Annotated in this window: 23 protein-coding genes; 15 read left to right on the forward strand and 8 right to left on the reverse strand. The window is 71.7% G+C overall.

The window, feature by feature from the left end; translation table 11 throughout:
- Positions 1 to 46: 46 nt before the first annotated feature.
- Positions 47 to 256 (forward strand): DUF2180 family protein, encoded by a 210-nt coding sequence (locus ACFW2Y_RS08570; protein WP_384875434.1) that lies wholly within the window; start codon positions 47 to 49, stop codon positions 254 to 256.
- A gap of 120 nt (positions 257 to 376) precedes the next feature.
- Here ACFW2Y_RS08570 and ACFW2Y_RS08575 read toward each other — a convergent pair whose 3' ends face one another.
- From ACFW2Y_RS08575 to ACFW2Y_RS08585, 3 genes are all read right to left on the reverse strand, one after another.
- On the reverse strand, positions 377 to 733 hold the full coding sequence (locus tag ACFW2Y_RS08575; protein WP_384875437.1) for a hypothetical protein: 357 nt from the start codon (positions 731 to 733) through the stop codon (positions 377 to 379).
- A gap of 116 nt (positions 734 to 849) precedes the next feature.
- Positions 850 to 3,036: a discoidin domain-containing protein gene (locus ACFW2Y_RS08580; RefSeq protein ID WP_384875440.1), complete on the reverse strand. Its 2,187-nt coding sequence runs from the start codon at positions 3,034 to 3,036 to the stop codon at positions 850 to 852.
- 446 nt (positions 3,037 to 3,482) lie between these two features.
- Positions 3,483 to 4,004: a MarR family winged helix-turn-helix transcriptional regulator gene (locus ACFW2Y_RS08585; RefSeq protein ID WP_384875442.1), complete on the reverse strand. Its 522-nt coding sequence runs from the start codon at positions 4,002 to 4,004 to the stop codon at positions 3,483 to 3,485.
- Here ACFW2Y_RS08585 and ACFW2Y_RS08590 point away from each other — a divergent pair.
- A complete protein-coding gene (locus tag ACFW2Y_RS08590) occupies positions 3,969 to 4,148 on the forward strand; it encodes a zinc-binding dehydrogenase (protein ID WP_384875496.1) in 180 nt (59 codons plus the stop codon). The genes ACFW2Y_RS08585 and ACFW2Y_RS08590 overlap by 36 nt on opposite strands.
- Before the next feature lie 179 nt (positions 4,149 to 4,327).
- Positions 4,328 to 5,347 carry a LacI family DNA-binding transcriptional regulator gene (locus ACFW2Y_RS08595; protein ID WP_384875445.1) on the forward strand — a complete coding sequence of 340 codons (1,020 nt, stop codon included), beginning with the start codon at positions 4,328 to 4,330 and terminating at the stop codon, positions 5,345 to 5,347.
- An 84-nt stretch (positions 5,348 to 5,431) separates the two neighbouring features.
- Here the strand turns inward: ACFW2Y_RS08595 and ACFW2Y_RS08600 are convergent, their stop codons facing one another.
- The 4 genes from ACFW2Y_RS08600 to ACFW2Y_RS08615 all read right to left on the reverse strand — a co-directional run bounded on the left by ACFW2Y_RS08600 (position 5,432) and on the right by ACFW2Y_RS08615 (position 10,079).
- Positions 5,432 to 6,811: a GH1 family beta-glucosidase gene (locus tag ACFW2Y_RS08600; protein ID WP_384875447.1), complete on the reverse strand. Its 1,380-nt coding sequence runs from the start codon at positions 6,809 to 6,811 to the stop codon at positions 5,432 to 5,434.
- 36 nt (positions 6,812 to 6,847) lie between these two features.
- Positions 6,848 to 7,687, reverse strand: coding sequence for a carbohydrate ABC transporter permease (locus tag ACFW2Y_RS08605; protein ID WP_384875485.1), 840 nt, complete (start codon positions 7,685 to 7,687; stop codon positions 6,848 to 6,850).
- A 76-nt stretch (positions 7,688 to 7,763) separates the two neighbouring features.
- The gene (locus tag ACFW2Y_RS08610) at positions 7,764 to 8,756 is read right to left on the reverse strand and encodes a carbohydrate ABC transporter permease (RefSeq protein WP_384875450.1); all 993 of its coding nucleotides are present in this window, start codon (positions 8,754 to 8,756) and stop codon (positions 7,764 to 7,766) included.
- A 12-nt stretch (positions 8,757 to 8,768) separates the two neighbouring features.
- On the reverse strand, positions 8,769 to 10,079 hold the full coding sequence (locus ACFW2Y_RS08615; RefSeq protein ID WP_384875453.1) for an ABC transporter substrate-binding protein: 1,311 nt from the start codon (positions 10,077 to 10,079) through the stop codon (positions 8,769 to 8,771).
- Positions 10,080 to 10,251: 172 nt separating this feature from the next.
- On the opposite strand from ACFW2Y_RS08615, the gene ACFW2Y_RS08620 reads away from it, so the two are divergent.
- From ACFW2Y_RS08620 to ACFW2Y_RS08645, 6 genes are all read left to right on the forward strand, one after another.
- Positions 10,252 to 11,559, forward strand: a complete 1,308-nt coding sequence (locus ACFW2Y_RS08620) for an ROK family protein (RefSeq protein ID WP_384875455.1) — start codon at positions 10,252 to 10,254, stop codon at positions 11,557 to 11,559.
- Positions 11,560 to 11,830: 271 nt separating this feature from the next.
- Positions 11,831 to 13,180: a DUF2254 domain-containing protein gene (locus tag ACFW2Y_RS08625; RefSeq protein ID WP_384875458.1), complete on the forward strand. Its 1,350-nt coding sequence runs from the start codon at positions 11,831 to 11,833 to the stop codon at positions 13,178 to 13,180.
- Positions 13,181 to 13,452: 272 nt separating this feature from the next.
- A complete protein-coding gene (locus tag ACFW2Y_RS08630; RefSeq protein ID WP_384875461.1) occupies positions 13,453 to 14,811 on the forward strand; it encodes a rhodanese-like domain-containing protein in 1,359 nt (452 codons plus the stop codon).
- A 74-nt stretch (positions 14,812 to 14,885) separates the two neighbouring features.
- Positions 14,886 to 15,251 (forward strand): rhodanese-like domain-containing protein, encoded by a 366-nt coding sequence (locus ACFW2Y_RS08635; protein WP_384875488.1) that lies wholly within the window; start codon positions 14,886 to 14,888, stop codon positions 15,249 to 15,251.
- Positions 15,248 to 15,991 (forward strand): sulfite exporter TauE/SafE family protein, encoded by a 744-nt coding sequence (locus tag ACFW2Y_RS08640; RefSeq protein WP_384875464.1) that lies wholly within the window; start codon positions 15,248 to 15,250, stop codon positions 15,989 to 15,991. The genes ACFW2Y_RS08635 and ACFW2Y_RS08640 overlap by 4 nt, the downstream gene beginning before the upstream one ends.
- A 145-nt stretch (positions 15,992 to 16,136) precedes the next feature.
- On the forward strand, positions 16,137 to 16,712 hold the full coding sequence (locus ACFW2Y_RS08645) for a rhodanese-like domain-containing protein (RefSeq protein WP_384875466.1): 576 nt from the start codon (positions 16,137 to 16,139) through the stop codon (positions 16,710 to 16,712).
- 239 nt (positions 16,713 to 16,951) lie between these two features.
- On the opposite strand, the gene ACFW2Y_RS08650 is transcribed toward ACFW2Y_RS08645, so the two are convergent.
- Entirely contained in the window at positions 16,952 to 17,962 is a 1,011-nt protein-coding gene (locus tag ACFW2Y_RS08650; protein ID WP_384875468.1) for an SGNH/GDSL hydrolase family protein, read from the reverse strand.
- Between the two features lie 77 nt (positions 17,963 to 18,039).
- Here ACFW2Y_RS08650 and ehuB point away from each other — a divergent pair, with 77 nt between their 5' ends.
- From ehuB to ACFW2Y_RS08680, 6 genes are all read left to right on the forward strand, one after another.
- Positions 18,040 to 18,957, forward strand: a complete 918-nt coding sequence (gene ehuB / locus ACFW2Y_RS08655) for an ectoine/hydroxyectoine ABC transporter substrate-binding protein EhuB (RefSeq protein WP_384875471.1) — start codon at positions 18,040 to 18,042, stop codon at positions 18,955 to 18,957.
- Between the two features lie 12 nt (positions 18,958 to 18,969).
- Entirely contained in the window at positions 18,970 to 19,695 is a 726-nt protein-coding gene (ehuC, locus tag ACFW2Y_RS08660; protein ID WP_384875474.1) for an ectoine/hydroxyectoine ABC transporter permease subunit EhuC, read from the forward strand.
- A complete protein-coding gene (gene ehuD, locus ACFW2Y_RS08665) occupies positions 19,695 to 20,330 on the forward strand; it encodes an ectoine/hydroxyectoine ABC transporter permease subunit EhuD (RefSeq protein WP_384875477.1) in 636 nt (211 codons plus the stop codon). Before ehuC ends, ehuD begins: the two co-directional genes overlap by 1 nt.
- A gap of 22 nt (positions 20,331 to 20,352) precedes the next feature.
- On the forward strand, positions 20,353 to 21,111 hold the full coding sequence (ehuA, locus tag ACFW2Y_RS08670) for an ectoine/hydroxyectoine ABC transporter ATP-binding protein EhuA (RefSeq protein ID WP_384875490.1): 759 nt from the start codon (positions 20,353 to 20,355) through the stop codon (positions 21,109 to 21,111).
- A 286-nt stretch (positions 21,112 to 21,397) separates the two neighbouring features.
- Entirely contained in the window at positions 21,398 to 22,378 is a 981-nt protein-coding gene (locus tag ACFW2Y_RS08675; protein WP_384875479.1) for a DUF1702 family protein, read from the forward strand.
- A gap of 23 nt (positions 22,379 to 22,401) precedes the next feature.
- A complete protein-coding gene (locus ACFW2Y_RS08680) occupies positions 22,402 to 23,769 on the forward strand; it encodes a cytochrome P450 (protein WP_384875493.1) in 1,368 nt (455 codons plus the stop codon).
- The last annotated feature ends 15 nt before the right edge of the window (positions 23,770 to 23,784 follow it).

Consider the following 23,784-nt stretch of genomic DNA (forward strand, 5'->3'; position numbering starts at 1 on the left):
CGGAAGTCGGGTGGAGGCGCCCGAGCGCAACCGTGTGGAGGCATCGATGGAGTGCTTCGAATGCCGGACGGGGGACGGCAGGGCCGTGCCCGCCGTGGCCGTGTGCTGTGACTGTGGAGCGGGACTGTGCACGGACCACGTGAGGTTCGCATCGCGGGAGGTGCACCACGAGTCGGGAGTCGGCAGGAGCACCGGACGCGTGCCGGCCCGAACCGCACTGTGCCCGGTGTGCGACCGGGCGGAACACAGTACGTGAGACCGGGGCGCCGTGTGACGGCCTCGGGAAGCGGCTTCGGGGTACGGGCGGCGCCGACGGCCCCGGCAGCGGGGCTGCGAGCGCGTTCCCGCCGGGAGGGGGAAGTCGCGCCCCTGCCGGTCACGAGCCGGGGCCGTCCGCCGCCGATCGGACGGTCGCTCCCCCGCGGTCGGCCTCGACCTGCTCGCGCGGTGTGCGCTGGCCGTCGCGAAACGACTTCAGGCCGGCCTCGAAGTCGACCGCCGAGCCCACGAAGAGGACCGTCCCGTCGGGCGCGACGCACGGGTGTGAACCGTGTTGGTCGGGGCGCCCCGGCGCCTTCGGAAGCCCACCGGGGAGGCGGGGGCCCGGGGGCGCTCCACGGCGGTGCGCTCCGGGACCGGGTGCGGCCAGGAGTGCTCCGAGTACGGCGAAGGTGGTGAGGGGGCGGGTGCGCGGCGGGACCGTCGGGGGCGTCGTGGCGGTGCGCGTGGTCATGGCGGCTCCAGGACGGGAGGGGGCGGAGCGGCGTTCCGGGTGGCACGGCGGGGACGTGCCACCCGGGAGGAGAGGAAGGGACCGGGCGCGCCGGTCGGAGGCGCACCCGGGGACCGTCAGGGGTAGGAGACGACGGTGGAGGGGACCGTCTCGGTGCCTTGGGTGGGGGCGCCGACGTCATTGATGACGTGCTCGAACTGGCCGTTGCCGCCGAGCGAGACGGTGAGCAGGCTGTGGAACTTCACGCCGGGGCGTACCGGGGCGCGGAAGCCGTGGTCCTGCCGGATGGTGGGGTCGACGTTGTAGTAGCAGTAGCTGCCGAGGCCCCAGCCTTCGTGGGTGGTCACGGCGTCGTCGACGCGGTAGGCGGCGTAGCCCTTGACGGAGCCGTTCTGGACGGCGGCCTGGTTCGGGGCGTCGTAGGCCTTCTCGTTCTGGAAGAAGATCGTCCTGCCGCGTTCGCCGTACCACTCGACGTCGTACTTGTTGAAGTGCTCGACGAACAGGCCGGTGGCGAGGACGTCGTCGCCGTTGACGCGGACGCCGTAATCGGCTCGGTTGGTCTCCCAACCGACGCCCTCGCCGTGGTCGGCGCGCCAGATCCAGGTGTGGTCGATGACGGTGTCGTCGCTGTTGACGACCAGGCTGGTGGTGGCCTTGCCGGGGCCGGCGCCGCCGATGCGGATGTAGACGTCCTGGACGGTGGTCGGGTTCGCCGCGTGGTCCGCGGAGGAACCCTGGGGGCCGATCTCCAGGAGGGTGGGCGAGTTGACCGGTCCGGCGTCGATGAGGAAACCGGCCAGGCGGACGCCGTCGACGTCGGCGACCCGCAGGGCGGTGACTCCGTTGTCCGGGATGATCGTGGCCAGTCCGAGTCCGAGCACCACGGTGCCGGGCCGGTTCACCGTGAGGGTGCGGTCGACGTGGTAGACGCCCGGGGTGAACAGCAGGTGCAGACCCTGGTCGAGCGCCTGGTTGATGGTGGCGGCGGTGGTTCCGGGCTTGACGACGTAGAAGTCGCTGAGGGGAATGGACTCGCCCTGCGGGGTGCCGCTCCAGCTGACGCCCCGGGCGTTGGCGCGCTTGGCCGGGGCGAAGACCTTCAGTTCACCGCCTTCGAAGTAGAGGAAGGGCTTCTCCCGGGAGATCGGGGTGGTGTCGAGCGTGGTGTAGCGCGGTTCGGGGAAGGCGTTCGCCGGGGCGCCCTCGACGCCGGAGAAGACCTGGTTCCAGACGGAGTTCGACCAGCCGCCGACGGCACTGTCGCGGGTGTACCACTGCTGCTGGCTGTAGTTGCCCACCTGGCCGTCGATCTTGGAGTCGGCGATGTAGCCGCCGCTGGCCCAGCCGTAGCCGCTCGGGGCGAGGTTCAGACCGCCCTTGACGTGCATCCGGCGGAAGGAGGACGCCTGGGAGACCGCCCAGCGGTCGGTTCCGTTGACCGGGTTGAGGGCGAGGTTCTCGGCGGAGCGCCAGAAGTTCTGGGTGGCGTTGCCGTTGAACCAGCCGGCGTCGACGGTCACGTCGCCGTTGATGGTGGTGTCGTCGGGGTGCAGGCCCAGGCCGGCGATCTGGGTGTAGAAGCCGATCTGTGCGTTGAGGCCGTCGTACGTGCCCGGCTTGAACAGGAAGGCGTGCCGGCCGTCGCCGAACTGGGCCGACTCCTGCTGCTGGAAGACGCTGTCGAGCGTGTTCTGGATGCCGGGGGTGGAGGGGTCGAAGATGTGCACGTTGGGCCCCAGGTCGCCGCCGCCGGGCAGGGTGGGACCACCGCCGTCAGTGGTGCCGTACACCTGGAACTCCCAGAGGGAGAAGCCGTATCCGGTGCCGCGGGTGAGGCCGTTCATCCGCACGTAGCGGCCGGATCCGGACAGGGAGAGGTCATCGGTGCCGCCGTCGCCGTCGGTGACGGCCGTCAGCGTGCGCCAGTCGGTGCCGTTGTCGGACGCCTGGATCTGGTAGCTGCGGCCGTAGGCGGTTTCCCAGGTGAGGACGGCCCGGCTGAGGTCGGCGGTGCGGCCGAGGTCGATCTGGATCCATTGGGAATCCTGCCAGGCACTGGCCCAGCGGGTGCCGGTGAGGTCGCCGTCGACGGCGGCGGACGCGCTGTAGGCGACTCCTTCGGTGGAGGAGGCGGTGGCGGTCTTGCCCTGGGAGAGCAGGGCGGGGGCGGCCTGGGCCGTTGTGGCGGGGGCGACGACGAGCAGGGCGCCCGCCAGCGATGAGACGAGGGCTCCGGCGGCGGCGCGGCGGAGCAGTGGAGCGGGGCGCCGGAAGAACGGCGTGGACCCGACGGAGGGCATGGGGGGCTCCTCGGTTTACGGGAAGGAAACGTGGGAGAGCGCTCTCCCGAAACCTTGCCCGCGGCGGGAGTTGACGGTCAAGCCTTGTGGCAAACCTTTTCTTACAGCGTGCACTAAGCATCGAAGCGCGCCACGGGACACCTGCGCCCCACCGCGCCCACTCCCTCCGCAGAACCGTGCGGGCGGGGCGGCAGGCCGGGACGGCGCGCCACATCCACAGGAACGAGGCGCCCGATGGGGACTCCTTCGAGGTTCGTCCCGCACACGGCCTCCGAGCCGCCCCGGGCCCGACGGACCGCCGCACGGCTCGCCGCCCCGTCCGGTGAAGGCGGAGGTCGCACGTCCGGGCGGAGGTGGGGGGCGGGGGCGCGGCACCATGCCTCCGGACCCGAGCCGATGCCGGGGCTCGTCCGCCCCAAACCCCCGCGAGACCCGGCCGGGCCGGGTCAGACCTCTCCGCCGACGCCCGCACGGCCGACATCGGGGTCAGCGCCCGCCCCTTCGACCTCGACGCCGGACCCTTCGACCTCGCCGGCCGCCCGCACCAGGTTCTGCTCCAGGCGCTCCAGGGTGAGCAGCGCCTCGGCCCGCTCATCGGCGGTGAGCCCCTCGACCACGAGCTCCTCCAGCCGCCCCCAGCTCCGCTCGACCTCACGCCGGAGGGCATGGCTCGCCGCAGTGGGCTCGATGAGCGAGGCGCGCCGGTCGGTCGGCGAGGGGCGACGACGCACGAAACCGGCCTGCTCCAGGCGTCGGATGGTGCGGGTCATCGTGGCCGCGTCGGAGTCCAGCAGCCGCACCAGATCAGCCTGCCGCTGGGCCCCCAACTCCCACAGGTGCATCATGACCAGCTCCTGGCCCGGATGCAGACCGATGCGACGCAGCAGCTGTCCGGCGAACATGCGGTGCAGACGGGCAAGGCGGAAGATCGCATGGCTGATCGGCCCGCCGCCCGCCGTCGCCGGCACCGGAACGCTCGCTCCTCTCCCCACCGACGGCACGGTGTCGCCTTCCCCCGAGACGGATTCCGTTACCCGCTGGCCCAGGCCGCACGGGCCCATGCCGATCTGGAGTCCCGCCGCCACCGCGGCAAGGCCGTCCTGCTGCCCTGACCGCGCCGCGCCGCTGCCCCGGCGGCTCGGCGGGGCACGGCGCGGGCCGGGCGCGCGCACCGGGACGGAGTCGTCGAGCCGGGGCACGGGGACGGCGGCGGGTCGTTCCGGTGCACGGCCCGCTCGGTTTGTCCGGCGTTCCTCCCGGAACGCCCCGGAGCGGCCTATAAGGTGCGCGAGTGGGGAATCGAGGACCGACGCTCGAAGACGTCGCGCGCGAGGCCGGGGTGTCCCGGGCGACGGTGTCCCGGGTGGTCAACGGCGTGCGCAACGTGGATCCGGCGATCCAACGGACCGTTCGGGACGCGATCGACCGGATCGGCTACGCACCCCACCAGGCCGCCCGTGCGCTGGTGACGGATCGCGCCGGGACCGCGGCCCTGGTGCTCTCGACGACCGACTCGGCCTTCGCCGCCCGGATCTTCTCCGACCCGTTCTTCGGACGCGTGGTGGACGGGGTGCTGCCGGTGCTGCGTCGACGAGCGGTGCAACCCGTGTTGCACGTCGCCGAGTCGGAGCGGGCCCGTGAACAGCTGGTGGCCTACCTCCGGCGCGGCGGCGCCGACGGCGCCCTCGTCGTGCCGCTCGACGAGGGCGATCCCCTACCGGGACGGCTGGTGGCGGCCGGCTTGCCCACCGTGCTCTTCGGCAGGCCCTCGGAGGACCTCGGGTGCGGCCATGTGGACCTCGACCACGCCGCGGGGGCCGCCCTTGCGGCCCGGCACCTGTGGGGGACGGGCCGGCGACGCCCCGGCATGATCACCGGACCGGAGAGCGCTCCGACGGCGCGGCCCCGCCTCGAAGGGTTCTTGGCGGAGTGCGCGGCCCTCGGCACGGCGTCGGTGCCGCTCGCCCGGGGGCGCTTCACCGTGGACAGCGGGCGCCGTGCGATGGCGGAGCTGCTGGCCCTGGATCCGTCGATCGACGCGGTCTTCGCCGCGAACGACCTGATGGCGCAGGGGGCCTGCCAGCACCTGGGGGAACGGGGAGTGGCCGTGCCCGATGCGGTGGCCGTGGTGGGCTTCGACGACTCGGCTGCGGCACGCAGCTGCAGCCCGGCGCTCACGACGGTGCGGCAGCCGGTGGAGCAGATGGCCGCGGCGATGGCGGAGCTGCTGGTCGACGCGCTCGACGGAGCGGGGGACGGACCCGGGTCCCTGGCCTTCGAACCGGTCCTGGTGGTGCGCGACTCGGCCTGACGGCGCGCCCGCACCGCGCGGGGAAGGGAGCGGGGCGGGAGATCGTTCCCGCCCCTCCCCCGCGGGACGGTGGACGGTGCCGGATCAACGCGCCCGCGACCGGTGGGTGCGGATGACGTCCGCGTAGCGCCGGCCGCTCGCCTTGACCGTCCGCTGCTGGGTGGCGTAGTCGACGTGGACGAGGCCGAAGCGCTTGTCGTAGCCGTAGGCCCATTCGAAGTTGTCGAGCAGGGACCAGGCGTAGTAGCCGGCGAGTGGGGCCCCCTTGCGCAGGGCGCGGGCGCAGGCGGCCAGGTGCTGCTCCAGGTACCGGGCCCGGTCCGGGTCCGCGACGACGCCGTCCGGGCCGACCGTGTCGGGGAAGGCGGAACCGTTCTCCGTGACGTACAGGCGGCGCACCCCGTACTCCTCGGTGAGGCGCAGCAGGAAGGCCTCCAGGCCGCCCGCGTCGACCTGCCAGTCCATGCCGGTGCGCGGGACGTCCGGGAGGCGCACCTCGCGCGCGTACGGCACGGGGCCCGTGGGGTCGTCGGCGACGGTGACGGGGAAGTAGTAGTTGAGGCCGTGCCAGTCCAGCGGGGCGGCGATGAGGTCCGCGTCGCCCTCGCGTTCCGGGAGGTCGATCCCGTACAGCTCGCGCATGTCGGTGGGGAAGCCGCGTCCGTACACCGGGTCGAGCCACCAGCGGTTGGTGTGGCCGTCGGCGCGGGCGGCGGCGGCGACGTCCTCGGGGCGGCTGGAGGCCGGTTCGACGGTCGAGTGGTTGGTGACGAGGCCGATCTGCGCTCCGGGTACGGCCGACCTCAGGGCCCGGACCGCGAGGCCGTGCCCGAGGAGCAGGTGGTAGGAGGCGCGGACCGCCGCGGTCAGGTCGGTGTACCCGGGGGCCATGCGGCCTTCGAGGTGACCGATCCAGGCGGAGCAGAGGGGCTCGTTGAGGGTGGCCCACTGGGTGACGCGGTCGCCGAGGCGTTCGGCGACGAGGGAGGCGTAGCGGGCGAAGTGTTCGGCGGTGGCGCGCTCGGTCCAGCCGCCGCGGTGTGCTTCGGTCCGGTCCTGCAGCGCCTGCGGGAGGTCCCAGTGGTAGAGGGTGACGTTGGGGGTGACGCCCGCGTCGAGGAGGGCGTCGACGAGCCGGTCGTAGAAGTCGAGTCCGGCCGCGTTGACCGGTCCGTCGCCGCCGGGCACGATGCGCGGCCAGGCGACCGACAGCCGGTAGGCGTCGGTGCCCAGTTCCTTCATGAGGGCGATGTCCGTGGGCCAGCGGTGGTAGTGGTCGCAGGCCGTGTCGCCGTGGTCGCCGTTGTCGACGGCGCCGGGGGTGTGGGAGAAGGTGTCCCAGATGGAGGGGCCGCGGCCGTCCTCGGCGACGGCGCCCTCGATCTGGTAGGCGGAGGTGGCCGTGCCCCAGGTGAATGCGGGCGGGAAGGCGCCGAGGTCGAGGGGGGCGGTGGGATCGGACACGGAGTGCCTTTCTGCGGTACGGGGCCGGGGGGGACGTCACTTGACCGCACCCGCGGTGAGGCCGGCGACGAGGTAGCGCTGGAGGAGGAGGAAGCCGGCGACGACGGGCACGCTGACGACGAGGGAGGCGGCCATGACCTGGTTCCAGTACACGTCGTTCTGGGTGGCGTACCCCTGGAGGCCGACGGCGAGCGTGCGGGTGGTGTCGTTGGTCATCACCGAGGCGAACAGGACCTCGCCCCAGGCCGTCATGAAGGCGTAGACGGCGACCGCGACGATGCCGGGCATGGCGGCGGGGACGATGACGCGGAACAGCGCGCCGACGGGTCCGCAGCCGTCGACCTTGGCCGCCTCGTCGAGCTCCCGGGGGATGGAGTCGAAGTAGCCGGTGAGCATCCAGATGGAGAACGGCAGCGAGAAGGTGAGGTAGGTCAGGATGAGGCCTTCGCGGGAGCCGAACAGGGCGATGCCGGTCGCGTTGCCGATGTTGACGTAGATGAGGAAGAGCGGCAGCAGGAAGAGGATGCCGGGGATCATCTGCGTCGACAGGACGGTGACCGTGAAGACCCGCTTGCCGCGGAACTCGTGCCGGCTGACGGCGTAGGCCGAGAAGATCGCGACGATCACCGAGAAGACCGTTGCCGCCCCGGCCACCACGATGGAGTTCACGAAGTAGTCGGCGAGGGGCACGGTCCGCCAGATGTCGGCGTACGGGCGCAGGGTGAGCCCGCTGGGGATCCACTGGAACTCGTCCGAGACGTCCTGGAGCGGCTTCAGGGAGCTGGAGACCATCACGTACACCGGCACCAGGACGAAGCCGGTGAGCAGGGTGAGGAAGATCCGTCGGCTCCACAGGAAGGAGCGCGGCGGGGCCATCGGCGGACGCGGGCGGGTCGGGCGGGCGGGCGCCGGGGGGACGGACGGGCCCGGGGCAGCGGCGGTGGCTGTGCGGTCAGACATCGGAGGTCTTCCTTCCGCGGCTGGTGAGCAGGAGGTAGACGCCCGTGACGAGGAGGAGGAAGAGCAGCAGGAGCACGGACATGGCCGAGCCGGTGCCGAAGTTCCACGTCTGGAAGGACGACTGGTAGATGTGCAGGGAGATCAGGTCCGCGGCTTCGGGCGCCGCTTTGCCGAAGAGGACGAAGGGGGTGTTGAAGTCGTTGAAGGTCCAGAGGAACAGCACGAGGACGAGGACCTGGTTGACCGGGCGGAGCGACGGCAGGGTGATGTGCCGGATCTGGCGCCAGGTCCCGGCGCCGTCGAGGGCGGCGGCCTCGTACATGTCGCGGGGGACGTTCTGGAGTCCGGCCATCACGGTGAGGAAGGCGAACGGCCAGCCCTTCCAGACGGAGACGACGAGCAGGGCCCAGAAGCTGTTGTCGCCGATGAGCCAGAAGGCGGGGCTGTCGCCGATGCCGAGCTGGTCGTGCAGGACGTGGTTGACCAGCCCGTTGTCGCGCTGGAACATGAACGCCCAGGTGATGACCGCGGCGTAGACGGGCAGGGCGTACGGGACGAGGAAGAGGGTGCGCAGGAAGCCCCGGCCGCGGAAGCCCTCCTGGAGGTAGATCGCGGCGGCGGTGCCCAGCAGCCAGCACGCGGCGACCGAGGCGAGGGTGAACAGGCAGGTGGTCAGGAAGGACTTCAACAGCGCCTGGCCGACGGGAGCGTCGAAGTCGATCGCGACCGTGAAGTTGTCCAGTCCCGACCAGGGGGCCTCGGACCAGTTGCCGATGAAGAACTGCGTGAGCTCCTTGAAGCTCATGCCGATGCCCAGGAGCATCGGGACGAGGTGGACGAGGAGTTCGAGGATCAGGGCGGGGAGCAGCAGCAGGTACGGCAGTGCCGTGCGGCCGCGCCCGGAGCGGCGGTCCGCGGGAGCCCCTCCGGGTGCGGCCCCGGGCACGACCCGCTCGCGCTCGGGGGCGGGAATGGTCTTCGTCATGGGACGTGCGGCCTACTTCTTCGGCATCTGCTGCTGGGCCTTTTCGAGCTTGGCGCGCACGGAGTCGGTGGTGACCGGCCGTCCGGCGGCGGCGTCGGCGAAGAGTTCCTTGACCGCGGTGCCGACGACGGTTTCGAACTGGGACTCCTCGGGGACCTGCGGCAGGGCGGCGGCGCTGGCGGCGAGGGTGTCGCGGATGACCTTCAGCGAGGGGTCGGAGAACGCGGAGTCGGTGAGTGCGCTCTTGACCGGCGGTACGGAGCCGTAGGTCTTGTTGAGCGTGATCTGTTCGGCGTCGCTGGTCATGAACTTCACGAACTTCAGGGCGCCGTCGAGGTTCTTGGTGTTCTTGAAGACGGCCATGTTGATGCCGGCGACCATGGAGTTGGTCTGCGCGCCCTGACCGGGAGTGCCGGAGGGCACCGGGGCGGGTACGACGCCCCATTCCCCGGCGGTCATGCCCTGGGCGGCGAAGGTCTGCGACGGGGTCTGCCACAGGACCATGGCGGTGCGGCCCTTGGCGAAGTCGCTGAGGGACTGGTTCTGGGCGTACTCGGCGTTGCCCGGCGCGACTATCTCGTCGGCCGCCATCAGGTCGACGTACTGCTTGACGGCGGCGACGGCGCCGTCCGAGGTGAAGTCGGCCTTGCCGTCGGGGGTGAAGAAGTCCGCGCCGTGTTGCTTGCCGAGGGCGAAGACCTGGTGGATGTTGTTGGAGAGGTTGGAGCCCTCGACCCCGATCCCCCACTTGCCGTCCTTGCTGATCTTCTTGCCGGCGGCGACGACCTCGTCCCAGGTCGTCGGCGGCTCGTCGATGCCGGCGTCCTGGAACATCTTCTTGTTGTAGTAGAGGGCGTACGCCATCGAGTAGAGCGGGACGGCGGCCGGGTCCTGGCCCGGGGTGCCGGTGGAGCCGAGCGCGGATTCGACGAAGCGCTCCTTCCCGCCGATGGCACCGAAGTTCTTCTCGTCCCACGGCAGCAGGGCGCCGCTGGCCTGGAGCGAGGCGCTCCAGGTGTTGCCGATGTTGAGGACGTCGGGCCCCTGGCCGGAGGTGGTGGCCGTGAGGATCCGGTTGAGCAGGTCGGACCAGGGGACGACCTCCAGCCTGACCGTGATGCCGGTCTCGCGCTCGAAGCGGTCGAGTTCGGGCCGGAGGACCTCCTTGTCGACCTCCAGGCTGGATCCCTGGTTGGAGGCCCAGTAGGTGAGGGTCTTCTTCGCCTGACCACCGCCTGCGTCGGCGCTGCCGCCGCAGGCGGATGCGGTGAGGGCGAGGGAGAGGGTGACGGCTCCGGTGACTGCGGCTCTGATTCTGCGCATGGCTCCTGGGCCCTTTCGGGGTGCGGCGGAGGTGCCGGTGCGGGGCGTCCGGATCGCCCGCCTCGTAACACCGGCTTAATTTAGGATGTGAGTTAAACCGCATGAGAAGGTCGCGTCAAGGGCCGGATTGCGGGTATGTTGCATCGAAGGACATCGACAGACGGGGACCAAAGTGCACGCGAAGAGTGGCCGCACGGTGCGTGACCTGCGACGTGAGAACCGCACCGCCGTGCTCCGCAGGCTGTACTTCGAGGGGCCGATGAGCCGCCTCACGCTCGGCCCTGCCACCGGGCTCAGCTCCGGCTCCATCAGCAATGTGGTCGCCGAGCTGGTCGCCGAGGGCCTCGTCGAGGAAGCCGGCAGCGTCGACTCCGCAGGAGGCCGCCCCCGCACCCTGCTGCGCGTCTCGCCCGACAGCGGATTCATGATCGGCGTCGACATCGGGGAAACCCGGCTCCGGATCGAGCTCTTCGACCTGAACCTCAGTGAACTGGCGCGTTCCGAAAGGCCGTTGGCCAGCTCCGGACCGCGCACCGCGCGGTATGACGTGGAGGTCGTCGTCGACCATCTGCGCGACGGGGTGGCCGAGGTCCTGCGCACCGCGAAGGTCCCCGTCGATCGCCTGCTCGGCGTCGGCGTCGGAGTGCCCGGCATCGTCGCCCGCACCCCCGAGGACGGCGCGGTCGTGCACGGGCAGACCATCGGCTGGGACGCGGTGCCGCTGGAGCGGCTGCTGCGGGAGTCCGTCGACCTCCCCGACACCGTGCCCTACTGGATCGACAACGGGGCCCGCACCCTCGGCCAGGCCGAGATGTGGTTCGGCGCGGGGCGCGGCGCACGCAGCGCGGTGGTGGTGCTCTTCGGCTCGGGCGTCGGCGCCTGCGTGGCCACCGATCCGCTCGGCCCCGGCCGCGCCCTCGAATGGGGGCACCTGACCGTGAGGGTGCGGGGGCGGCGCTGCCGCTGCGGGGCGCAGGGCTGCCTGGAGGCGTACGCGGGCGCCGAAGCCCTGCTCGAACGCTGGCAGGAGGCCGGGGGGAGGCCGCCGGTCGGAGCCGACGAAGAGACCGCCCTCACCGCACTGCTCGCCGCCGCCTACCCCGAAGACCCCGCACGGGAGCCCGACCGAACGGCGCTCGCCGTGCTCCTGGAGACCGCCGAGTACCTCGGCGCCGGCTTCGCCGACCTCATCAACCTCTTCCAACCCGAGCGGATCCTGGTCGGCGGGTGGGCCGGCCTCCAGCTCGGCGAACGCTTCCTGAGCACCGTACGGGAGTACGCACGGGAGTACGCGCTCCGCTACCCGGCAAGCCGAAGCACCATCTCCCTGGGCACCCTCGGACCGGAGGCCGTCACCGTGGGTGCGGCGCTGCTCCCGCTCGCCGACTTCTTCGCCCGCGGCGGACGGCCGGCCGAGGCGGAGCCCGTCCTCCCCGCCCCCGCCTGGCAGGACGCCCTCCAGTCCCGGGCGTCCTCCTGAGCTCCGGGCCCCCTGCGCGCCCCGGCCGTTGAGCATCGACCGGACGACCGGCACTCGAAGGCCGGGGTGCGCATGAGCTCCAGGGGCGAGGCCACCGGGAGCGCGCCCCTTCGGCGGGTCGCCCGTCAACCGGTTCGCCGCCCCTCAACGACACCCCCGTTCGGAGGGATTTCAGCGTGCGGCGGACGGGACCGCCGTGTCCGGACGGGCCCCCGCCGCCCCGGGACGCAGGATGGGGCCCGCCGCACTCCGGCACGAGAGGAGACGCGTCATGGGGCCCCTTCCGCCGCTGGGCGAGATGCTGCGCACCCGGCTCTGGCCGGTGCCGGCGCTGGCCGTCGTGCTGGCCGTCGCCCTCGGGGTGGGGCTGCCCCGTCTGGACGCACGGATCCGGACCGGCATCCCGCCCTCCCTCGCCGAGTACCTCTTCGGGGGCGACCCCGACGCCGCACGCGCACTGCTCGCGGCGATCGCCGGCTCCCTGATCACCGCAACGGCCCTGACCCTCTCCCTCACGGTGGTGACGCTGCAACTGGCGAGCAGCCAGTTCTCCCCCCGACTGCTGCGGACCTTCAGCCAGGACGGTTACGTACAGGCGACCCTGGCCCTCTTCCTGGCGACCTTCACCTATGCACTGACCGTACTGCGCACCGTGCGCAGCGGGACCGGGAACGGGGCACCGGCCGTGCCCCAGGTGTCGATCACCGTCGCCTTCCTGCTCACCCTGGCGAGCATGTTCGCGCTCGTGGTGTTCCTGTCGCACCTGGCGCGCAAGATCCGGGTGGAAACCATGCTCCGCGACGTGCACGTCGACGCGGACGCAACCATCCGCAGGCTGCTCCCCGAAGCCGATCCCGCCGCCACGGTCGCTCCCGCACCCCCCGAGCCGCCCGCCGGAGCCCTTCCCCTCCTCGCGGCCTCCTCGGGCTTCCTGACCGCCGTGGACGAGGGGGCGATCCTGTCCGTCGCGGTCGAGGCGGACGCCGTCGTCCTGGTCGACCGCTCCCCCGGAAGCTCCTTGATCGCCGGAACCCCCGTCGGAGCCGTCTGGCCCCGCACCGGTCGGCCCTTCGCCCCCGAGGTGCGGGAGGAAGTGGTGTCCAACGCGGCCCGCACCCTGGCCACGGAGCCCGAGCGGACCCCCCTGCAGGACGTCGCCTTCGGCCTGCGCCAGCTCACCGACGTGGCCACCAGAGCGCTCTCCCCCGGCACCAACGACCCCACCACTGCCGTCCATGCCCTCTCCCACTCGTCCGCGCTGCTGTGCGAACTGGCCAAGCGCGACCCGTCACCCAGGCTGCTCCACGACGACCGCGGCCGGGTCCGCGTGGTACTGCGCCGCGCGAACCTGGCGGAGCTCCTCCGCCTCGGCATCGCCCAGCCCCTGCACTACGGTGCGGCGGAGCCCGCGGTGCTCGCCCGCCTCCTGATGCTCTTGCGGGAACTCGCCTGGCACAGCCGGCCCGAGCAGCGTGCCGCCATCGTCGAACAGCTCACACGCGTGCGCGACGTCGCAGCAGCCCAGGAGCTCGACCCCGCCGATCGCGCGGACGTCGCCGCACTCGCCGCACTCGTCGAACAGGCACTGACCGGCGACTGGCCCCCCGGCGCCGTCGACTAGGGACGGGGAGCGGTCACGGACGGCATCGACGAGCCACCGGAACGCACCCGTACGGCCGCGGGCCCGCGGTACCCCTCGGAGAGGAACGCCTCGGGGGCTCGCCACGACTGCTGGGCGCCCGCCTTGCCGCCCGTGTCCCGTGCGGCCCGAGCATCCGGCTCAGATGCACCGGGCGTAACCGTCACCCCCTTCCACACATACCCCAGGGGGTAAAAGTGCTATGGTGGAATCCATACCCCAGGGGGTAATTTTCGCGAGAAGGGAGCATCCTGGTGTTCTTCGTCGACACCATCGAGCTGGAGGGTCTGGGAAACCGCAGCTACCTCGCCGGTGGAACGCGGACCGCGGTGGCGGTGGATCCGCCCCGTGACGTCGACCGGGTGCTCGCCGCCGCGGCCCGACGAGGAGTGCGCATAGCCCTCGTCGTGGAGACGCACGTCCACAACGACTACGTCACCGGCGGCCTGGAACTGGCCCGGATCACGGGGGCCGACTACCTGGTGCCGGCCGGAGCGCGGGTCTCGTTCGCCCGGGTCCCGGTCAGCGACGGCGACACCGTCGACGTCGACGCCGACCTGACCCTGACGGCCGTCGCCACTCCCGGACACACCCCGCACCACACCGCGTACGTACTCGGCGAGTCGGGACTCCCGGTCGCCGCGTTCACCGGCGGTTCCCTCCTCATCGGCACGGTCGGCCGCCCCGACCTCGTCGAACCACGGCTCACCGAACAGCTGGCGCGCGCACAGCACGCCTCGGCCCACCGGCTCGCCGACGCCCTGCCCGACGAGACGGCGGTCCTGCCCACGCACGGCTTCGGCAGCTTCTGCTCCTCCGCCCAGGCGGACGGAGACGCCACCACCATCGGCAAGGAGAAGGCCACCAACACGGTCCTCACCTCCGACGTCGACGCCTTCGTCACCGACCTGCTCGCGGGCCTGGAGGACATACCCGCCTACTACGCGCACATGGGCCCGACCAACGCCGCGGGTCCCGCCCCCGTCGACCTCACCCCGCCGACGGCCGCCGACCCCGAGGAGATCGCCGCTCGGCTGGCAGCAGGCGAATGGGTGGTGGACCTGCGCAACCGGATCGCGTTCGCCGAAGGGCACGTCGCGGGCACGTTCAACTTCGAGGCCGACGGGAAGCTCGCCGCCTACCTGGCCTGGATGATCCCCTGGGGCAAGCCGGTCACCCTGCTCGCCGACACGGCGGAGCAGCTGGCGGCCGCCCAGCGGGAACTGGTCCGGGTCGGCATCGACCGACCTGCCGCCGCCGCGACCGGCGGCCCCTCCCGCTGGCTCCGGGAGGGCGAGGAACCCGCGACCTTCCCCCGCGCCACGTTCGCCGAACTGGCGGCACGGCGCGGGGACGGGATCGTGGTGCTGGATGTGCGCCGCGCGTCCGAGCGCGCCACGGAGCGGATCGAGGGATCGGTGCACATCCCGATCCACGAGGTGCACCGCCGCCTCGGCGAGGTGCCCGGCGGCACGGTCTGGGTGCACTGCGCGGGCGGCATGCGCGCGGCCATCGCGGCCTCGCTGCTGGACGCCGCCGGGCGGAGGGTGGTGGCCGTGGACGACGCCTTCGCCTCCGCCGCCGACGCCGGACTGCCCGTCGTCAGCGACTGAACCCGGCAGGGGCCGATGGCCGCTGCATCCACACGAGCCCCCGAACGAAAGAAACGAAAGAAATGACGCCCACGATGTTCCCCTTCCGCAAGAAGAGGCCACGCCTGTCCGTGCACGAGGCCCGGACCCGCACCGGCGGAGACCGCCCCGAGGCCGTCCTGCTGGACGTGCGGGAGAAGTCCGAGTGGAAAGCCGGGCACGCCCCGGGCGCGGTGCACGCCCCGCTGACCGGGCTGGTCGCGGGTGCGGTTCTGCCCGCGTCCGCGCAGGGTCGCCCGCTCGTGGTGATCTGCCGCAGCGGCCACCGTTCGCAGCAGGCGACGGAGCTCCTCACCGAACGCGGAGCGGACGCGGTGGACGTGACGGGCGGCATGAACGCGTGGGCCGCCGCCGGATTCCCGGTCACCGACGAACGCGGGAACAGCGGCTCGATAGCGTGAGCACCCTGATCCTCGCCCTGGTCGCCGGGGCCGTCATCGGCCTGGCCCTCGGCGCCCTCGGTGGCGGCGGCAGCGTCCTCGCGGTTCCGGCACTGATCTACCTGCTCGACTTCTCACCCGCATCCGCAACCACCGCCAGTCTGATCATCGTCACAATGACCTCGGCCACCGCCCTCTACGCCCACGCACGGAACGGCAACGTCGCCTGGCGGACCGGAAGCCTGTTCGCCGCGGCAGGGGTCCTACCCGCGTTCCTCGCCGGAGCCGCCTCGGGACAGATCCCGGCCGCGGTACTCACCACCGCCTTCGCGGTCATCGCCGCACTGGCCGCCCTGCGCATGCTGCGCCCCGCCGCCTCCGAGCCTCCGGAACGCGTACGCCCCGCCAAGGCCGCGGGAGTGGGCGCGGGGCTGGGAACCGTGACCGGTTTCCTCGGTGTCGGCGGAGGCTTCCTCGCCGTACCCGCCCTGGTGGGGGTCCTCGGCCTGCGCATGAAGCAGGCCGTGGGCACGAGCCTGCTGGTCATCACCGTGAACTCGTTGGCCGCGCTCACCGCGCGGACGGGAACCGGAGGGGACCTGCGCTGGGAGGTCATCGCCCCGTTCACCGGAGCGGCGATCCTCGGCGCCTGGGACGGCAAGCGCCTCGCCACGAAGATCAGCGCCGGGTCCCTGCAGCGGATCTTCGCATTCGTCCTACTGGGCGTGGCGGCCTTCATGCTCGTCGACGTCATCGCCTGAGGACGAGCCCCGTGCGCCGGGGACCAGCCACCTCAAGGCCCCGGCCCCACCGGGTACACCCCGCCATCACACCCATCAGATACCCCCAGGGGTAATACACTCTCCCCTGCGGGGGCACGGCAGACAGCAAAGGAAGACGCCCATCATGACCACGCCCACCGCCCTCGGCACCGGCGAAGCCCGCACCCGCCTGCACGAGCTGATCGTGATCGACGTGCGCACTCCCGGCGAGTACGCCGGTGGGCACCTGCCCGGTGCACTGAACATCCCCCTGGACCAGATCCAGCGAGCCCTGCCCGACATCCGACACGCGGCCGACCGCGGTGACGTCCTGGTCGTCTGCGCCTCCGGCGCACGGTCCGAGAACGCCTGCCGGCTCCTCGCCGACAACGGCATCGACACCGCCACCCTCTCCGGCGGCACCGGCGCATGGGCCGCCGACGGCCACGAACTGCACCGCCCCGAAGGCACCACCCGCGCCACCTGGGGCATGGAACGGCAGGTCCGCTTCACCGCGGGCACGATCGTCCTCCTCGGCCTGCTCCTCGGCCTCCTCGTCCATCCGGCCCTCCAGATCCTGTCGGCGGGCATCGCCGCAGGGCTGGTCTTCTCCGCCCTCACCAACACCTGCGGCATGGCCGCCGTACTCGCCAAGCTCCCCCACAACCGCCCCCGCGCCGCCGACCTCGACGCCGCCTTGACCCGACTCCGCAACCACTGAACCGGCGGGGAAGCGGAACCCCGAAGCGACCCACCCCACGAGAACGGGGCCCGGGCACCCCACCGACAGAGGACGTCAGAGCCCGGAGGGGCAGCCACCCGTCCGGGCCCTTCGCAACCAGCAGCGGTCGAGCACACGCGGAGCCACCGGCCGCGGAGCCACGACGCAGCCGGCACCCTGCGGGCTCCGTCTCGGCTCGGTGTCGCAGCGCCTGACCGTGCTGAGCGACGCCGACCCCGTCATCGACTACCCCTGCCCCTGCCCCTGGCGCTACCGGCACGGGGCTCACCACGGGGCGAGCGGCCTCGGCACCGCACTACCGGAGCGGGCCCAATGCGGCCAGCACCGCCTCGGCGACGCGCTGCTGGCCGGTCGGGGTGAGGTGGAGACCGTCCTCCTCTCAGGTGACCGTGCGCGGCGGCCCGGGTGTCGATCGTGGGCTCGGGCTCCGCGAGCAGGAGGTCCGCCACGGCGTCGAGGTCCGCTGCGACCCAGTCGAGCCCCGCCCGCCGGAAGTGCACGTACCGTGCGACGCGTCCGGGGTCGATGCCGGTCGGGGTGAGCCAGACCCAGCGGGTCCCGGTCAGGCGGACCGTCAGGTCGCGCAGGGCCCTCAGGGTGCGGCCGGTCTCGGGGGCGGCGACCAGCGGGACACCGTCCAGCCGCTGGACGTCGTTCGCCCCCAACATGCACAGCACCCAGTCGGGCCGCTGGAGTGCGAGCAGCGGGAGGTTCGCCAGGGCCCGGGTCGTCGTGGTGCCGGACACGGCCAGATTGGTGCAGCGGACGCCCTCCGGGAGCAGGTGCCGCAGGATCTCGAACCAGGAGAGCCGGTCGGCGGTGGTGCTCTCGCCGACGGCCACGACGTGGCCGCCCGGCCGGAACGGCAGCCCGGCCAGAAGTGCGTCCGCCCCCGGAACGGCCGTGAGCGCGGCGGCGACCGCCCGGTTCCGCTCCTCGAACCGGTCCAGTCGCGTCCGGTGGCCGGCCGGGTCGAGTCCGAACAGGGCGGCGAGCACGACCTCGTCGTGGGCGGGGCCCAGGTGCCGCAGGAGCTTCTCGGGCTGGTGGAAGCGGAGCGCCCGTTCGACCGGGTCGTGGGCGGGGGCGATGGTGGCGCCGGGGGCACGGACCCCGAGCTTGGGCAGCCCCGCCGAGACGGTCGCGGCATAGATCGCGAGCGGTACCGAGGCCGCGAACTGCAGCGCCCCCGAGAGCGGGCCGCACGCCCCCGCGAAATCATTGGGCATGCATGGGGATCGGTCGGGTAGGCGCCGCAGCGTGCCGCGTCACGCCTCCGTGACGCGGCACCGACGAAAGGATTGGCATGATGCAGCGCGCGCCCCTCTCCCGTCGGGGGCTCCTCACCCGTACCGTTGCGCTCGGCGGACTGGTCGCCGTCCCGGGCCTGTTGACCGCGTGCAGCCGTACGGAACCCGGCTCGGGGTCCGTCGCGGGAGACGGTGACCTCCTGGCGAAGCTGCGCGACCAGGGCTTCGTCCGGGTGGGTTTCGCCGGTGAGGCCCCGTACGGCTACAAGAACGGCAACGAGCTCGCGGGAGAAGCACCCACCCTGCACCGGGAGATCTTCAAGGCCCTCGGCATCAAGGAACTGCGCCCCACGCTCACGGACTTCAAGTCGCTCATCCCCGGTCTGATGGCGGACCGCTTCGACGTGGTCAGTGCCGGAATGGCCATCACTCCCGAACGGTGTGCCAAGGTGATCTTCTCCGAGCCGGAGTTCGTCTCCCCCACGGCCCTGATGGTGCGCAAGGGCAATCCCGCCCAGCTGAGCGACCTCGCGTCCTGTGCCGGCAAGGACGTCACGGTGGGCGTCCTGACCGCGGCCGTCGAAGCCGGTTACGCCCGGGCCGCCGGAGTGGGCGACGGGCGCATCAAGTCGCTGTCGAAGCAACAGGACGGCCTCGACGCCCTGGTGGCCGGCCGCATCGACGCCTTCGCCCTGACCGGCATCTCGCTCCGCTGGCTGGCCAGAACCAATGAGGGCGCGGACGTCGAGGTGCTGGACCCGTTCCTCCCCGAGGTGGACGGACGCAAGCAGTACAGCCCCGGTGGCGCGGTCTTCCGGAAGAGTGCGACAACGCTCCGGGACGCCTTCAACGGCGAACTGAAGAAGATCACCGGTGATACGGACCGTTATGTGGACCTGATCGGGAAGTACGGCTTCACGGCCAACGAGGTGCCACCGGCCACGCTGCGGACGGTCGACCTGTGCAAGGCGTGAGACGCGTCCCACATGAGTGACTTCCTCTCCCAACTCACGCGATCCCTCCCCAGCTTGGGCGAGGGCATCACCATGACGCTGCTGGCGACGGTCCTCAGTGCGCTCCTGGCACTGCTCCTGGCCTTCGCCCTCGGTCTGGCCTCCCGCTCCCCGCGTGTACTGCTGCGCGGATCCGCACGGGTGGTGGTCGAGTTCTTCCGCGGCACCTCCCTCTACGTCCAGCTCTTCTGGCTCTTCTTCGCCCTTCCGGTGCTGGGCTTCCGGCTGGAGCCGCTGGCCTGCGCGGTCCTCGCGTTCGGCCTCAACTACGGTGCCTACGGCGCCGAAGTGGTCCGCGGTGCGGTCAACGCGGTGCCGAAGGCGCAGTGGGAGGCCACGGTGGCCCTCAACATGGGCCCGTGGCTGCGGATGCGCCGGGTCATCCTGCCGCAGGCCTGGGTCCAGATGATCCCGCCGTTCAACAACCTGCTGATCCAGTTGCTCAAGTCCACCCCGCTGATGTCCCTCGTCACCATCACCGACCTGACCTTCCAGATGGACCAGATCCGTTCGACGACGGGTGACACGGCCGCCGCCTACCTGACCCTGCTGGTGGTGTACTTCGTCATCGCCTATGCCTTCACCCTGATGATGAACGCCGTGGAGCGGGCGGCCAAGGCGCGCCTCGGCCGGAGCGATGCCCCCCGCAGCGTCAAGCGCGCCGAGCACACCGGTGCGACGGTGGCGGGTGGTGCCTGATGTGGTCCTGGGACACTGCGCTCGAGGGCCTTCCGCTCATCCTACGGGGCTTCGGGATCACCTTGCTGGCCACCGTGCTGGGCTCGCTCGTCGCCATGGTGCTGGGCCTGCTCATCGCCGTCGCACTCCGCGCACCGACCCGCTGGGTGACGGCTCCGCTCCGCGGGCTGGTCGAGTTCGTGCGCTCCACGCCGGTAATGATCCAGCTCTTCGCCGTCTGGGTGCTGGTGCCCGGACTCGACCCGCTGACCATCGGCGTCTGCGTGCTCGGCGTGCACTACGCCATGTACACCGCCGAGGTGTACCGGTCGGGCATCGACGCGGTGCCCAAGGGGCAGTGGGAGGCGTGCGTGGCGCTTTCGCTGTCTCCGGCCCGGACCTGGAGGGCCGTGGTGCTTCCACAGGCCCTGCGGAAGGTGGTTCCCGCACTCGGCAACTACGTGATCTCCATGTTCAAGGAGACGCCGTTCCTCTCGGTGATCACCGTGCAGGAGATGGTCCACCGGGCGGACGAGTTCGGCAGCGTCCACTTCGCCTACCTGGAGGCGTTCACCCTGGCCGCGGTCGTCTTCCTGGCCGCGAGCTACCCGACATCCGTCCTGATGAGAAAGCTGGAGAACCGTCTTGCCCAGTGAGCGCGCCCTGCCCTCCGAGGAGATGATCCGCTTCGACCAGGTGGTCAAGCGCTTCGGCGACCACACCGTGCTCGACCGACTCGACCTGCGGGTCCGACGTGGCGAGCGGGTCACCCTGATCGGCCCCAGCGGTTCGGGGAAGACGACGATCCTGCGCCTGCTGATGACGCTCGAACGGGTCACCGAAGGCACCATCCACGTCGCGGGGGAACCGTTCTCCCACATGCCCGGGGCCAAGGGCGACCTGGTACCGGCCGACGAGAAGTACGTGCGCGCGCACCGCCAGCGCATCGGCATGGTCTTCCAGCAGTTCAACCTCTTCCCGAACATGAAGGTGCTGGAGAACGTCACCGAGGCCCCGATCCACGTGCTGGGGCTCAGCAAGGAGGAGGCGGTGGAACGCGCCCGCGGCCTGCTCGACCTCGTCGGGCTGGCCGACAAGGAGGGCGCCCACCCGACGCGTCTCTCCGGCGGCCAGCAACAGCGGGTGGCGATCGCACGGGCGCTGGCCATGCGGCCGGACGTGCTGCTGCTCGACGAAGTGACCTCGGCGCTCGACCCCGAGCTGGTGGCCGGGGTGCTGGACGTCCTGCGGGACATCGCTACGAGCACGGACATCACCATGCTCTGCGTGACCCACGAGATGGGCTTCGCCCGTGACGTCTCCGACCAGGTCATGATGTTCGACCAGGGCAAGATCCTGGAATCCGGTTCCCCCGAGCGCCTCTTCGAGGACCCGGAACACGAACGCACCCGCTCCTTCCTCGGCGCGGTCCTCTGACCCCGTCGTGCGGGGCCACCGCCCTCCGCACGGGACCCCCGTGCGGAGGGCGGTTCCGGTCCCCCTCCCCGCACGGCGGGTCCCCCGGCGTTCGTGGGAATCCGCCGGCGCGCGGTTTCCGTTCCCGGTCACGAACGGAGGCCACATGGACCTCCCGCATCCCCACCCGGGGCGAACACCGGCCGCGTGACGGTGGGCACGCTCGAAGTAGGCGGGTGACGGCGGACGTCGGGAGGATCTGAATCGGACGGCTGCGCCACTGGCAGCCCGACCGATGGAGGGAACCATGGCCGGTTCGTGGCGCGCGCTCCGGCGCCGCATGCTGACACCGAGTCATTCGGCCACCCGTCTCTCGACGCGTGGTTTCCATGTGAAGGGCCCCGCCGCACGAGATCTCCTCGAAACCGTGGGCGGGACCTTCCTCGACGGCTACGCGTACGTGATGGAGGCGCGCACCGGCACCGAGGCGGAGCAGCGGCTCGAGGAGGTGCCCCGGCAGTTCCGCGGCTTCGCCTACGAAGGGGCCGGCATGGGCTGTGCGATGCTCGACGGCCTGTCCCCGGGCACGGGCCACCGGGTACGGGAGTTGCTCGACGGCCGGGGCGCCCGGCACCGCTACATGGTGAACGTGGGAGTCGGCTGGGCCATGGCCCGGCTTCCCCGCTTCCGCTGGAAGGCGATCGTTCCCACCGACCCGCTGCTGCGCTGGTTGGCACTCGACGGCTACGGGTTCCACCAGGCGTACTTCCGGACCCGGAAGTACGTGCACGAACAGTACCGGGAGCCGGACTTCCCCTGGCCGGCCCGCGACACCGCGGCCCACTCCTCGCGCGTCATCGACCAGGGCATCGGCCGGGCCATGTGGTTCGTCGGAGGGACCGCACCGGATGTGGTGGCCGATCTACTCGACCGCTTCCCCGCATCGCGGCGGCCCGACCTCTATGCCGGTGCCGGACTCGCCGCGGCGTACGCGGGCGGCGGGGACGAGGCGGAGCTCGGCGTCTTGTGGAAGCGCGCCGGAGCGTACCGCCCTCAGGTGGCACAGGGGGCCGCGTTCGCCGTGACGGCGCGCGTGGAGGCCGGTCTGGTCGTTCCCCACACCGCGTTGGCCGCAGGGTTCTTCTGCCGCATGGAGCCCGACGAGGTGGCCCGGGTGTGCGAGGAGGCATGGCCGGACCCGCTCCGGGACGGTGAGGTGCCCGCCTACGAGGTGTGGCGCCGACGGATCTCCGAACGGATCATCGAACACCGTGGGGCACGGACGTGAGCGGCGTGCCGGCGCCCGACGCGGTGCCAGCGGTCGATGCCCGGCCCCGGCGGCTTCCGCCGGGGCCTTCCCGTGCGATGACCGCACAACTGCTCTCCAGGATGGCCAGGGACCGGCTCGCCGTGATGAGCTCCGTGGCCGCCGCCTACGGGGACGCGGTGCGGCTGCCGCTCGGGCCCAAGACGCTGTTCTTCTTCAACCATCCTGATCACGCCAAGCACGTGCTGACGGACAACCACACCAACTACCACAAGGGCATCGGCCTGGTGCACGCCCGGCGGGCGCTCGGAGACGGCCTGCTGACCAGTGAGGGCGAGCTGTGGCGCAGCCAGCGCAAGACGATCCAGCCGGTCTTCCAGGCCAAGCGGATCGCCCGGCAGACGGGGGTGATCGCGGAGGAGGCCGCCAAGCTGGTGGCCCGGCTGCGGGCCCGGGAGGCCGGCGGCGTGCTGGTCGACGTCCGGGAGGCGATGACCGGTCTCACCCTGGGGGTGCTCGGTCGTGCGCTCCTGGATGCGGACCTCGACGCCTTCGACTCGATCGGAGAGTCCTTCGAGGCCGTTCAGAACCAGGCCATCTTCGAGATGATGTCGCTGAGCACCGTGCCCGCCTGGCTGCCGCTGGCCCGGCAGCGGCGGTTCCGGCGGGCGAGGGCGGACCTGGACCGCATCGTCGCACACCTCGCCGCCGAGCGTGCCGCGCACCCGAGCGAGGACGGTGACGACGTCCTGTCACGACTGATCGAGTCGACCCGGCGGGAGAAGGACCCGGCGACCGGTCGACGCCGGATGCGGGACGAGCTCGTGACCCTGTTGCTCGCCGGCCACGAGACGACCGCCTCGACGCTGAGCTGGGCCTTCCACCTGCTGGACGAGCATCCGCTGGTCCAGGAACGGGTCCGCGAGGAGGTCACCGAGGTCCTCGGCGACCGGTCGCCCACGATGGAGGACCTGCACCGCCTCACGTACACGACGATGGTCATCGAAGAAGTGATGCGGCTGTACCCGCCGGTCTGGATCCTGCCGCGGGCGGCTCGGGAATCGGACGAGATCGGCGGTTTCCGCGTGCCCGCCGGTGCCGACGTGCTGATCTGCCCGTACACGCTGCACCGGCACCCCGCGTTCTGGGACGCGCCGGAACGCTTCGACCCGGAGCGCTTCGCCCCGGACCGTGCGGCCGGGCGGCACCGCTACGCGTACGTGCCGTTCGGCGCCGGGCCGCGCTTCTGCATCGGCAGCAGCCTGGGCATGTTGGAGACCACCGTCGTGCTCGCCACCGTGGTGCGCGAGCTCAGGCTGTCCAAGGCACCCGGATACCCGGTGCGGCCGGAACCGATGCTGACGCTGCGGGTGCGCGGCGGGCTGCCGATGACGGTGCACTCGATCGTTTGATCCTTGGTGTGGAGG

Origin of the sequence: Streptomyces sp. NPDC058877, from assembly GCF_042742855.1 — a bacterium.
In the GTDB taxonomy this organism is placed as follows: Bacteria; Actinomycetota; Actinomycetes; order Streptomycetales; family Streptomycetaceae; genus Streptomyces.